The sequence below is a fragment of the Amycolatopsis sp. NPDC003676 genome (genome assembly GCF_053587275.1).
On sequence record NZ_JBSFNS010000182.1, the window covers coordinates 1 to 11,624 of the forward strand.

Here is an 11,624-nt window from a genome sequence, read left to right on the forward strand (position 1 = left end):
GAGGGAATCTGATTCCCTCAAGGAGCCCTTCACGGACCTCACGAGGCCGCTCCCTCGGTTGACGGGCGGGAACGCATCGAGGCGGTGGGCGTGGATGTCCCGCGCGATGCCTGCCCGGCTGGCGCGCGGGAACCAGCACTCGCCCAGCGGCTGGTGAGCGGGCCAGCACTCGCGGCATCAGCACTCGCCTGGGCAACAGCCTGTGAGGGGACTGCTCACGCCCAAACGGCAGGCACCGAGGCCATACAAACCCGAGGGCGCGAAACCCCAAGCCGCCCCGCCCGCTCGGTCGCCTAGCCCCGGAAACGCCGAAGGCGGCAAGCGCACGCGCGCCTGCCGCCTCCGGGTCGAATCTGTCGGTGAGCGATCTACTTCTGGATCTCCGCGGCCAGTTCCTTGAGCTTGGCCTCGTGCTCGCGGGCGTGGTGCCCGCAGAAGAGCAGCTCGCCTCCGGAGCTGAGGACTGCGCGTACCTGAGCTGCTGCTCCGCACCGGTCGCATCGGTCGGCTGCGGTCAATTCGGGGCGGGTGAGCGTCGGTGTTGTCATGGGGGTCTCCCTCCGTCCCGGCACCGGTCGCCCGGTGCCTCGATCCAGCTACGCCCACTTCGGTGTCGATGCCTTCGGCGGGGATCGCTTCCGGCTCCGCGGTGTTCGTGCTTCCACTCTTGCAGACGTTTGGCGGCCCGCAAGTGTTCCCGCGCCGGTGGGAGGTGCGTCACGCCGAATTAGCCCGGTTGCCGCAATGTCGTCCCATCCCGTAGGACCAGACCACCCGGAACGGAGCGTTTTCCGTGGTCAGGCACCATGCCGGAGTGGGCATTGCACTCTCTGCGAAACGCGTGAACGCGATTCCGGCGCCGGTCTTGTTCGTTCTCAGCGGAATTTCGATGTATGCCGGTGCGGCCATCGCGGTCGACCTCTTCGGGCACGCGACGCCGTCCGGAGTCGCGTGGTTGCGCTGTCTCGGGGCGGCCGTCGTGCTGCTGTTGTGGCGGCGGCCGCCGAAGGCCGCCTGGCGGGGCAAGCGGCTGCTGCTCGCGGGCGCTTTCGGGATCGTCACCGCGGGGATGAACGTGGTCTTTTACGAGGCCATCGCACGGCTCCCTCTGGGCACGGTCGTCGCGCTGGAGTTCGCGGGGCCGGTCGTCGTGGCCGCGGTCGGGTCGCGGACGCGGCGGGACCTGATCGCGCTGGTCCTGGTGGCTCTCGGCGTGGTCGCGATCGCGGACGTGCGCATCGCGGGCAGTCCGCTCGGGGTCGTGTTCGCGCTGGCCGCGGCGGCCGCGTGGGCGGGGTACATCGTGCTGGGCAAGCGGGTCGCGATCGAAGGGGACGGGCTGAATTCGCTGGCGGTCGGGTTCGTGGTGGCGACCGTCACGCTGTCGCCGCTCGCGTTCGGCACCGGCGAAATGTGGGGTTCGCCACGCATGCTGCTGCTCGGGATCGGCGTCGGCGTGCTGTCGACCGTTGTGCCGTACGCGCTCGACCAAGTGGTCCTGCGCCGCCTCGGGCAGGCTCGGTTCGCGGTGCTGCTGGCGTTGCTGCCGGTGACGGCGGGCGTCGTCGGGTTCCTGGTGCTCGCGCAGGTGCCGAGTGTGATCGAGGCGGCCGGGACGCTCGCCGTCGTCGCGGGGGTGGCGTTGCGCAGCCGGGACGACGCCGGACCGGTCACTGAGCCGCCCGGGTGAACACTCGCGGATGGCCCGGGCGGCCCCGGCCCGCGATACTGATCCCGAGCCCGAGGAGGTTGCCATGACCAAGGCGGCGTCGGCGGCGGCGAAGGACCTGGCCGCGGCGGGGGTCGGTGGCGTCCATCTCGCCTGGGCGGACAACAACGGCATCCCGCGCTCGCGCGTGGTCCCGGTCGGCGGACTGGCCGACGCGGCGGTCCGCGGCGTGGGCGCGACCTCGCTGTTCGCGGTCTTCGACAGCCACGACGCCATCACCTACGCCCACTCCGGCCTCGGCACGCCGTCCGGCGACATCCGGCTCGTGCCGGTCGTGGAACGGCTCCGCCGGCTCGCCGGACAGCCCGCGCTCGCCTGGGCGCCGGTGCGGCAGCTCGCCGCGGACGGTTCGCCCTGGCCGTACTGCCAGCGTTCCGTGCTGGAGCGCCACGTTGCCGAGGCGGCGCAGCGCGGGCTCGAGTTCCGGGCCGGGTACGAGCTGGAGTTCTCCGTCGCACCGGCGGGCAGCGAGGACGTCGTGTCCGCGCCGGGGCATCGCGGGCCCGCGTACAGCCCGCATGCGCTCATCGGCTTGGACGACTTTGTCGCCGCGCTGCTGCACGATTTCGCCGCCAACGGCTTGCAGATCGGCCAGTTGCACGCGGAATACGGCGTGGCGCAGCTGGAATTGTCGCTCGCGGCCACGGATCCGGTGTCCGCGGCGGACGATCAGCTGCTGGCGCGCCAGACCATCCACGCCGCCGCGCACGCGCACGGCCTCGTGGCGAGTTTCGCGCCGATGATCGGCCTCGGCGCGGCCGGGAACGGCTGGCACCTGCACACTTCCGTCCGCCGCAAGGGACGCAACCTCCTGGCTGGCGACGGCGTACCGGAGGGCGAAGGCGCGGCCTACCTCGGCGGGCTGCTACGCGATTTGCCCGCGCTGACGGCGATCACGGCACCGAGCGTGCCCTCGACGATGCGGTTGCGGCCCGGGTTTTTCGCTGGAGCGTATGCGTTCTGGGGCGTGGAAAACCGTGAAGCGCCGCTGCGGTACGTCCCGGGAACGGCGTTGCTCGGGACGGAACACGCGAATGTCGAGCTGAAAACGTCGGACGCGTCGGCCAATCCGTACCTCGCGCTGGCGGTCGTGCTCGCCGCCGGGATGGCCGGGATCGAGGATTCGGCGGTCCTGCCGGAGCCGATCGCCGAGGATCCGGGCGGCTGGAGCGAAGGGGAACGGAACACCGCGGGCGTGCTGCCGCTGCCGGCGAGTCCGTCCGAACAGGACACCGCGCTGCTGGCGAATCCGCGCGTGTCCGGGGCGCTGGGGGACGAGCTGCTCGGCGCGTTCCGCGCGGTGCGCGCCTCGGACGCGGCGTGGGCCGCCGAGCGGGCGCCCGAGGAGATCGTGGCGGCGCATCTGTGGCGGTACTGAACACGGGGCTTTCCGACGTCCACTGGCTTCCCGGCGGTGCGCGCCTGGTCGCCGAAGCCCAGGCGGAACTGCCGCAGAAGGACGGCTTGGCGGCGGCCTTCACCGCACTCGCGGCATTGCGCGCGGCGGACATCGCGGTGCCGGACCAGGACGAGGTCGCGATCGCCGCCGGGACTGTGCGCGCACCGGTCAGCCTCCCGGCGGGCGCGTTGTCCCGCAACGACTTCCGGCTTCCGGTTCCCCTCGACGAGACGGCTGCGGGCACCTCCCTGGACGGGTTGGCCTCGGCGATCCGGACGTTGTCCGGGGAGCAGTTGGCGGTGGTTCCAGCGGTGGGGGAGTGGAGCGCGTCGACGGTCTCGGATTTGTTGCTGGGCCTGTGGGAATTGCCGCGAGTGGCGGTGCTGGCGCGCGTCGACCCGGCGGAACTGGGCGCGCCGGACACGCCGGAACGCGCGCTGCTGGACTATCTCGACACCGGCATCCCTCCACTGTGGACAAACCGGTGGCGGCCACCAGCGCCGCATCACGTGCTGATCGCCGGAGTACGGCTCGGTGCGGAGGGAACGCTGCTGTCCGTTGTGGACACTTACCGCGAACTGGGCGACGAAGGCGTGCACGACCAGCCGGTGGAATGGATCGCGGCGGGGCTGGAGTCGGTGCTGCTGGTCGCGGAGGCCCGGCATGCGGAGGCGTTGACGCAGGCGGTTTCCTATGCCGGGTTGCGCAGCGGCGGTGCGTCGTAGCGCTCCTGCGCGTCCAGCAATTCCTCCCAATGCTCCGCGACCCAGCCGTACACCACCCGCATCGGCTCCAGCAGGCTGCGGCCAAGCGGCGTCAACGCATACTCGACACCCAACGCGGGATCGGCATGCGCCGTGCGGGACACCAGCCCGGAACGTTCGAGGCCGCGCAGCGTCTGGGTGAGCACCTTCGGCGTGACCCGGTGCAACGGCACCCGCAGTTCGGAAAACCGCCGCGGACCGTCCTCCAGGCAGCGGATCACCAGCGCGGACCACTTGTCCCCGAAGCGGAACGGCACCATCGCGGACGGGCACAGTTCCTCGAACAGGTCGGGAGGCAATGGCTGCCGAACGGTCATCGCGGTCTCCTCTCAGTATCCCGGAGGGAACCGGCCCCCTGGCTACCTTCCAGAGCATCGGCACTCCAGGAGGTATTCCCACGATGAGCAAGATCGTCATTTTCGGCGCGGGCGGCCGGGCCGGACGGCAGGCAGTCGCCGAGGCGCGCCGGCGCGGGCACGACGTCACCGCGGTGGTCCGCGATCCCGCGCGCTATCCCGACCTAGCCGACGCCGTCGCCGGCGATGTCACCAACGCGGCAGACGTCTCCGCCCTCGCCGCCGGGCACGACGCGGTCATCAACGCGGCCGCGGTCTACGGCGAGGGCACCGACCCGCACGCGTTCTTCACCGACGCCGCGCACGCTCTCGTCACCGGTTTGCCGCAGGCCCGGCTGGTCGCGGTCGGGCTGTCCGCGCTGCTGCCCGCCGCCGACGGAACCCCGGTGCTGGATGCGATTCCGGCCGAGTTCCGGCCCTTCTGCCTGGCGCACGCGGCGGGGCTCGAGGTGTTGCGCGCCGAAGGCACCGGGCTGGACTGGGTGTACGTCAGCCCGGTCGGCGACTTCGACCACGACGGCGAGCGCACCGGCCGCTACGAACTCGGCGAGCACGGCGACCTCTCCGTCAAGATCTCGTACGCCGATTTCGCCGTGGCGTTGCTCGACGAGATCGAGCACCCGCGGCACCTCCGCGTGCATCTCGCGGTGGCCTGAACCTACTTCGCGAAGCGGGAGTGCTTGCGGCCGTAGAAGAAGTAGATCAGCAGGCCGATCACGAGCCACGCGGCGAACCGGATCCAGGTCATCACGTCGAGGTTCAGCATCAGGTAGAAGCACGCCACCGCGGCGATGATCGGCAGCACCGGCGAGAACGGCACGGTGAACGGGCGCTTCAGGTCCGGGCGGCGTTTGCGCAGCACCGGCACCGCGACCGCGACGATGATCATCGCCGACAGCGCGCCGATGCTGACCATGTCGGCCAGCGCCGAGATCGGCACGAACGCCGCCAGCACGGCGATCAGCGCCGCCCCGCCGATGGTCATCCGGTGCGGCGTGCCCCAGCGCGGGTGCGCCGTGCCGATGGCCTTCGGCAGCAGGCCGTCGCGGCCCATCGCGAAGCCGATCCGGCCGATCGTGACCAGTTCGACCATCATCACCGACGTCAGCCCGGTGACCGCGCCGAGCGAGATCAGCGCGCCGACCCAATGCTGGCCGACCCGGTCGAACGCGTCCGCGAGCGGCGCGCCGGAGTCGATGTCGGTGTAGTGGACCATCCCGGTGAGCACGATCGACACGCCGATGTAGAGCACCGCGCACACGGCCAGCGCGCCGAGGATGCCGACGCGGAGGTCCTTGCGCGGGTTGATGGTCTCCTCGCCGAGGTTGGCGAGAGCTTCGAAACCGGTGTAGGCGAAGAACACGACGGCCGCGGCGGTGACCATGCCGGCGATGCCGTACACCGACTGCTCGAGCCCGAGCGCGGCCTGGACCACTGGCTGGTGCAACGCGTTCGCGCTGCTCGACGGCGGCTGCGCGGGCGGCACGAACGGGGTGAGGTTCGAGCCCTTCACGAAGAACACGCCCACGGCGAGGATCAGCACGCACACCGCGACCTTGACGAGCACCAGCACGTTCGTGAGCCATGAGGACTCCTTGATGCCGACCACGGCCACGACCGTCAGCACCGCGATGATCAGCACCGCGCCGATGTTGACCTTCGCGTCCTCGCCGAACCAGTCCGGCGACAGACCGAGCAGGTTCGCGAGATAGCCGGACCAGCTGCGCGACACCACGGCCGCGCCGAGCGCGAACTCCAGCAGCAGGTCCCAGCCGATGATCCAGGCGAAGATCTCGCCGAGGGTGGCGAAGGCGTAGGTGTAGGCGCTGCCCGCGGTCGGCACGCTGGAGGCCAGTTCGGCGTAGCAGAGCGCGGCGAGCCCGGCGACCACCGCGCCGATCACGAACGACAGCGTGACCGACGGCCCGGCGTGCGTCTTGGCCTCGACCCCGGCGAGGGTGAAGATCCCGGTGCCGATGATGATGCCGACGCCGAAGCCGATCAGGTCGCGTCCCCTGAGCCGCCGCTTCAGCTCGCCGGATTCCTGCCGCTTGAGGACTTCGTCGACGTCGAGAGTTCTCCGCACACCCATGGGGGAACGTTAGAAGGTGACGGCCGGATGCGCAGATCGGCTATCCGGGTGGTGTGAGGCCGTGGTCCTGGGCCAGGATCGCCGCCTGGACGCGCGAACGCAGGCCGAGCTTGGCGAGCACCCGGGAGACGTGCGTTTTCACCGTCGCCTCGCCGATGTAGAGCCTGGCGCCGATTTCGGCATTCGAAAGCCCGGCGCCAAGACAGCCGAGTACCTCGCGCTCGCGTTCGGTGAGGTCCGCCAGCCCGGTCGGGGCGGGCGACGGCTCGGCCGGGGTGCTGGCGAAGGCCGCGATCAGCCGTTTTGTGACCTGCGGGGCGAGCACGCCCTCACCGGCGGCGACGAGCCGGACGGCCTCGATCAGCCGCGGTGCTTCCACCGACTTCAGCAGGAACCCGGCGGCCCCAGCGCGCAGCGCGGCGTGCACGTACTCGTCGAGGTCGAAGGTGGTGAGGACCAGGACTTCGGCGAGCCCTTCGGCGATCAGCTGCCGGGTGGCGGTGATCCCGTCGGTGCCGGGCATCCGGACGTCCATCAGCACGACGTCCGGCCGCAGCGCGCGGGCCTGGCGCAGCGCGACCTCGCCGTCGGCGGCTTCGCCGACCACCTCGATGCCGTCGGCGTTGCCGAGGATGAGCGCGAGCCCGGCGCGGATCGCGCCGTGGTCGTCGGCGACGAGGACTCGGATGGTCATGACGGCTCTCCGGCTAGGGGAAGTTCAGCGTGGACGAGCCAGCGCGGCCCGGACGGACCTGCTCGCAGGGTGCCGCCGACGGCGTGCGCGCGCTCGCGCATGCTCAGCAAACCGTGCCCGCCGCTGTCGGCCTGGGCCGGCGCGCCGAGCAGTTCGTTGCCGATCTCGACGGTCAGCGTGCCGTCGGCCACTCGCAGCCGCACCGTCGTCTGGCTGCCCGGCGCGTGTTTGACCGCGTTGGTGAGCGCTTCCTGCGCGATCCGGTACGCGGTGAGGTCGACCGCCGTCGGCAGTTCTTCGTCCACAGTGGAATCCACGGTCACCGTCATGCCCGCCGCCCGCGCCGATTCCACCAGCCTGGACAGTTCGGCCAGCCTCGCCGGGGCGGTCACCTCGTCGTCGGTGGACTCCGAACGCAACAGACCGATCATCGCGCGCATTTCTTCCAGCGCGCGCACGCTGTTCTCGCGCACCGCGACGAGCACGGTCTGCGCGGTCTTCGGATCGTCTGCCATGGACAGTGCCGCTTCCGACTGGATGGCGATGGCCGACAAATGCCCGGCCACGACGTCGTGCAGGTCACGGGCCATCCGCGCACGCTCGGCCGCCACGGCCGCCTTTCGGTCCAGCGCGGCGATCGTCGCGAGCTGCTCGGCGTTGGCCCGTTCGGTCGCCGCGATGTCGCTCTGCTGGCGCACATTCGCGCCCCACCACACTGGGACCAGAAGGAACGACAGCATGCCGAACACCCCGAACGCAGCCGCTCGCCAGCCCGCGATGGCCACGAAGACGAACAGCACGGCGAGCGTGGCGGCGGCGGTCACTCCGACCAGCACCCGGGCCGTGCGGCGGGAGCCGTGCAGGACCGCGGTGTAGAGGAAATCCGTGTACGCGACGGCGATCGGCAACGACAGGCCCAGCACGACGTCGACCCCGACGATGCCGGTCGCGATCAGCAGCCCCCACGGCACGGTCCGGCGCAGGAACAAGGCGAGGCACATCGCGCCGAGCTCGGCGAACCGGACCCAGACCGGATACGGATCGCTGTCCCCCTGCAGCCGGTGGACGTCGATGAGGTACAGCATCGTGCCGCCGGCGAACACCGCGAGCGCGACGAGGCCGTTCTGCTGCCACAACGGCAGTTCGCGCGGCCGGGGGAGGGCCGAGCGCAGGTCTCGCGAGCGCACCCGACCATGACAGCACACCGCGGCGGCCCGGTCGTCCTACGAAATGATGACCCCCCGATCGTGCCGTCCGCTGACGCGCCCGGACGTCCGTGCCCGTGAAAGTGGACCCATGGACGAGATTCTGAACAGCCCGATGACCGCCGCCATCGTGGCGTGCGAGATCGGGTTCTGGGTCTTCATCGCGGCCGGGCTGCTGACCCGGTACGCGCTGCGCAAGCAGAAGGCCAGCACCGTGCTGCTCGCGCTGGTGCCCGTGGTCGACCTGGTGCTGATGGTGATCACGGTGATCGACCTGATGAACGGCGCGGTGCCCAACCTGACGCACGGGCTGGCCGCGGTGTATCTGGGCTTCTCGGTGGTGTTCGGGCCGTCGATGGTGGAGTGGGCCGACGTCCGGTTCGCGCACCGGTTCGCCGGCGGGCCGCGGCCGGAGAAGCTGTCCGGCCGGGCGAAGACCCGCAAGGAATGGCGCGAATGGGGCAAATGCGTGCTGGCGTCCGCGATCAGCGCCGGGTTGCTGGTGCTCGCGATCGCGGTGGTCGGCAGCTCCGGCCACACCGAACCGCTGTGGGGCTGGCTGCCGCGGCTGGGCACGGTCACCGGCCTGTGGTTCGTCTTCGGGCCGCTGTGGCAGGGGATTTTCGGCTCCTCCGCGCCGAAAGAGGAGGCGTCGCGATGATCGAGCTGGTGGGAATTCTGTTGGTCGTGCAGGGCGCGGGCGGGCTGATCAACCGGCTCGCCGGGGCGGAGCACCCGAGCTGGTTCGTCCAGTTGCACGTGCTGCCGCCGCGGCTGCACGTGATCGCCAGCATCGTCCTGCTCGGGGCGGGCGTCGCGGTGCTGTTCGCGAACCGGGCGCGCAAACGCCGTCGCGGCTAAACTCGGCGGGGTGGCGGCCGGTCCGGTTGTGCTGTTCGCCGTGGTCAGCGTGGCACCCTCGGCGTTGTTCTGGGCTGCCCTCCGTCTTCCCTCGCTCTGCCGCTGGCTTCGTCGGCGACGCTCCGCTCCAGTGCCGTCCGAGCCGCCGGTAGAGCAGGTGGCCGCCGACCTGCGTCGGGTACGCCGGACGCTCGCGCAGCTGCCCGCCGGAACGCCCGCCGCGCGGCGGATCGGCACCCGGCAGGCGTACGACGCACTGCTCGTCACCGCCTGCCGCGAGCTCGGCGTGGAACACCGGCTCGACGGCTTGCGCGAGGGAGCCGACCGGGATCTCGAACGGCTGCGGATCGAGGATTCGCTGAGCCGTAAAGGATTCGTGCTGTCCTGAGCGGAGTGGCAGGATGCCCCGGTGGACTTCCAGCCGAAAGACCGGCCCTCGGACGCGTTCCAGCAAGCCCTCACCGCCGAGCAGATCGAACTGCTCTGCCGCCGCGCGCTCGGCACCAGCGTGCGGTCGGCGGTCGAGATCGGATGGGGCGGATACAACAACACCTACCGGGTGGAGCTGGCCGACGGCCCGGCCATCCTGCGCGTCGCCCCGGAACCGGCGCGGCAGAACCGGATCGAGCACCAGTTCATGCGCAACGAATACCTTGCCGCGCCGTACTTCGCGCCGATCGCGCCGCTGATGCCGCGCACGATCGCCGCCGACTTCACGCACCAGGTCATCGGCCGGGATTACGTCCTGCAGGCGGTTCTTCCCGGAGAGCCCGGCCCGGAAGTCCTTTCCGCGCATACGCCGGAGGAGCGGGCGCCGTACTTCCGCCAACTCGGCGAAATCACCCGCGCGATCCACGACGTGCGCGGCCCCGGTTTCGGCGTCGTGGCCGGTCCGCATTTCGCGACCTGGAGCGAAGCGCTCATCGCGTATTTCGAGGACAACGCGGCAGATGTCGAAGGCTTCGGCCTCGACGGGGCTGACTTGCGCGCGATGGCCGCTTGGGTGAAGCGCGACGCCGCGCTGCTCGACGAGATCACCGAACCGCGCCTGATGCACGGCGATCTGTGGCACGTGAACGTCATGCTGACGCCGGAGCTGGAGATCGCCGGAGTGTTCGACCACGACCGCAGCTGGTGGGGCGACCCGGCGGCGGACTGGACGATCCGCATGGCCTCGGTGAAAACGGGTTCGAGACGGGATTGGTTCTGGGAAACCTACGGACAGCCCGACGAGTCCCCGTCGACACGGCGGCGGGCGTTGTACTACGAGGCCCGGCACCTCGGCGCAGTGCGGCTGGAGCGGCAGCGGCTCAAGGAGCGCGAGGTGGAGGAGACGTACGCCGATGTGGCCGAGATTCTGGCGGCGTTGGAGTCAGAGTGAGGGGTCGGAGCCGCGGAGTGCAGCCCACCAGAAGCCGAAGGCGGCGATCAGGACGCTGACCGTTAGCCAGCCCGCGAATCCGCTGCCGTCGACCAGCGCCCAGAACGCACCTACGACCGGAGCGACGGCCAGGACCGGCAAGTCGGCACGGAACTGACGTGCGAGGCGAACCGGCGTGGCAGCGGCAAGCGTGCGTTCCTCGTCCGGTGCGGAGGGGTTGTCCAGACGGCGGCCGCGAGGCTCACCAGTGCGCACCGAACCCGCCGGATACAGCACCTCGCCGTCGATCCGGACGGCGACGTGCCGGTCCGTGCGCAGGTCGCCCAGCACCTCGACGCGTGAAGGCGACGGCAGGCCGATCAGCGTCGGCGAGAAGTACACCGGGATCCACCTCGGTGTAGCCGTGTCGGTCTCCAGCCACGACCGCGTGAGCAAGCCGCGCTGCATCTTCACCCGGCGCACGGGCACCGAGGAGCCCGTCTTGCGCCGCGACGGCTGGACGAAGCGCGTGAAGAGCAAGAACCCATTCACCGCAAGCATCGCGAGCACCGCCACGACAGTGACCGTCGCGTACGTCGACGCGCGGTCCGCGGTCACCAAAGCCGAAGCCCCGGTCGTGACCGCCCGCGAGGGAGCCGACGGGTCATAGCGCACCGGAACCTTCGTGCCCAGCGGCGGGGGAGTGGTGTCCAGCTCGACCGCCGCGTTCGCTTCCGGCTGGTTCGGCACCGGGAACCGCACTGTGACGGTGGCGTCGTCGACTCGCGAAACGATTCCGGTCGCGTTCACGCTGAGGCCCTGCAAGCGCGGCCGGGTGCTGTTGAACTCCAGCAGCTGCACCACGAACACCACTGCGCACGCGACGAACACGACGGCACTCGTCACGAGAATGTGCCGCACCGGCCGCAATCGCAGGAACTTCCGCACAGAGATCACCTTAACTGTCCAAAAAGGAAGGAGCGGCGCGGGGAGTCCGCGCCGCTCCTTCGAATCCCGCCAGGGGAGGATTACTTCACGAACCCGATCTTGACGAAGTCGTACGGGGTGTTCGCGTAACCCGGCGAACCGAAGTTGCCGAGGGTCTTGCGGACGGCGAAGGCACCGGTCGACTGGAAGATCGGAAGCTGGTGGCCCAGCGCCCAG

At 70.4% G+C, this 11,624-nt stretch carries 14 protein-coding genes; 8 read left to right on the top strand and 6 right to left on the bottom strand.

Features of this window, described 5'->3' with window-relative positions:
• Positions 1-368: 368 nt before the first annotated feature.
• Entirely contained in the window at positions 369-548 is a 180-nt protein-coding gene (locus tag ACWDNU_RS43460; protein ID WP_037358805.1) for a DUF7455 domain-containing protein, read from the bottom strand.
• Positions 549-889: 341 nt separating this feature from the next.
• Here ACWDNU_RS43460 and ACWDNU_RS43465 point away from each other — a divergent pair, with 341 nt between their 5' ends.
• From ACWDNU_RS43465 to ACWDNU_RS43475, 3 genes are all read left to right on the top strand, one after another.
• Positions 890-1,690 (top strand): EamA family transporter, encoded by an 801-nt coding sequence (locus ACWDNU_RS43465; protein ID WP_449673160.1) that lies wholly within the window; start codon positions 890-892, stop codon positions 1,688-1,690.
• A gap of 64 nt (positions 1,691-1,754) precedes the next feature.
• Complete coding sequence (locus ACWDNU_RS43470) at positions 1,755-3,107, top strand: type I glutamate--ammonia ligase (RefSeq protein ID WP_370938903.1); 1,353 nt, start codon at positions 1,755-1,757, stop codon at positions 3,105-3,107.
• On the top strand, positions 3,095-3,853 hold the full coding sequence (locus tag ACWDNU_RS43475; protein WP_449673152.1) for a DUF6885 family protein: 759 nt from the start codon (positions 3,095-3,097) through the stop codon (positions 3,851-3,853). The genes ACWDNU_RS43470 and ACWDNU_RS43475 overlap by 13 nt, the downstream gene beginning before the upstream one ends.
• Here the strand turns inward: ACWDNU_RS43475 and ACWDNU_RS43480 are convergent.
• Entirely contained in the window at positions 3,820-4,209 is a 390-nt protein-coding gene (locus ACWDNU_RS43480; protein WP_449673153.1) for a winged helix-turn-helix transcriptional regulator, read from the bottom strand. The genes ACWDNU_RS43475 and ACWDNU_RS43480 overlap by 34 nt on opposite strands.
• Between ACWDNU_RS43480 and ACWDNU_RS43485 the strand changes: the two genes are divergently transcribed.
• A complete protein-coding gene (locus tag ACWDNU_RS43485; protein WP_449673154.1) occupies positions 4,191-4,904 on the top strand; it encodes an NAD(P)-dependent oxidoreductase in 714 nt (237 codons plus the stop codon). The two genes, ACWDNU_RS43480 and ACWDNU_RS43485, sit on opposite strands and share 19 nt — an antisense overlap.
• Positions 4,905-4,906: 2 nt before the next feature.
• On the opposite strand, the gene ACWDNU_RS43490 is transcribed toward ACWDNU_RS43485, so the two are convergent.
• The 3 genes from ACWDNU_RS43490 to ACWDNU_RS43500 are packed head-to-tail and all read right to left on the bottom strand — an operon-like array spanning position 4,907 to position 8,239.
• Positions 4,907-6,340: an APC family permease gene (locus ACWDNU_RS43490; RefSeq protein WP_370938897.1), complete on the bottom strand. Its 1,434-nt coding sequence runs from the start codon at positions 6,338-6,340 to the stop codon at positions 4,907-4,909.
• Between the two features lie 40 nt (positions 6,341-6,380).
• A complete protein-coding gene (locus ACWDNU_RS43495) occupies positions 6,381-7,034 on the bottom strand; it encodes a response regulator (protein WP_449673155.1) in 654 nt (217 codons plus the stop codon).
• Positions 7,031-8,239: a sensor histidine kinase gene (locus ACWDNU_RS43500; protein WP_449673156.1), complete on the bottom strand. Its 1,209-nt coding sequence runs from the start codon at positions 8,237-8,239 to the stop codon at positions 7,031-7,033. The genes ACWDNU_RS43495 and ACWDNU_RS43500 overlap by 4 nt, the downstream gene beginning before the upstream one ends.
• Positions 8,240-8,330: 91 nt before the next feature.
• On the opposite strand from ACWDNU_RS43500, the gene ACWDNU_RS43505 reads away from it, so the two are divergent.
• From ACWDNU_RS43505 to ACWDNU_RS43520, 4 genes are read left to right on the top strand one after another with little or no spacing between them, the layout of a single operon-like run.
• Positions 8,331-8,900 carry a hypothetical protein gene (locus tag ACWDNU_RS43505; RefSeq protein WP_449673157.1) on the top strand — a complete coding sequence of 190 codons (570 nt, stop codon included), beginning with the start codon at positions 8,331-8,333 and terminating at the stop codon, positions 8,898-8,900.
• Entirely contained in the window at positions 8,897-9,100 is a 204-nt protein-coding gene (locus ACWDNU_RS43510) for a hypothetical protein (RefSeq protein WP_370938893.1), read from the top strand. Before ACWDNU_RS43505 ends, ACWDNU_RS43510 begins: the two co-directional genes overlap by 4 nt.
• A 10-nt stretch (positions 9,101-9,110) precedes the next feature.
• Complete coding sequence (locus ACWDNU_RS43515; RefSeq protein ID WP_449673158.1) at positions 9,111-9,488, top strand: hypothetical protein; 378 nt, start codon at positions 9,111-9,113, stop codon at positions 9,486-9,488.
• A 21-nt stretch (positions 9,489-9,509) separates the two neighbouring features.
• Positions 9,510-10,481 (top strand): phosphotransferase family protein, encoded by a 972-nt coding sequence (locus tag ACWDNU_RS43520; protein WP_449673159.1) that lies wholly within the window; start codon positions 9,510-9,512, stop codon positions 10,479-10,481.
• On the opposite strand, the gene ACWDNU_RS43525 is transcribed toward ACWDNU_RS43520, so the two are convergent.
• Positions 10,473-11,408: a hypothetical protein gene (locus ACWDNU_RS43525; RefSeq protein ID WP_370938890.1), complete on the bottom strand. Its 936-nt coding sequence runs from the start codon at positions 11,406-11,408 to the stop codon at positions 10,473-10,475. The genes ACWDNU_RS43520 and ACWDNU_RS43525 overlap by 9 nt on opposite strands.
• Positions 11,409-11,624 lie beyond the last annotated feature (216 nt).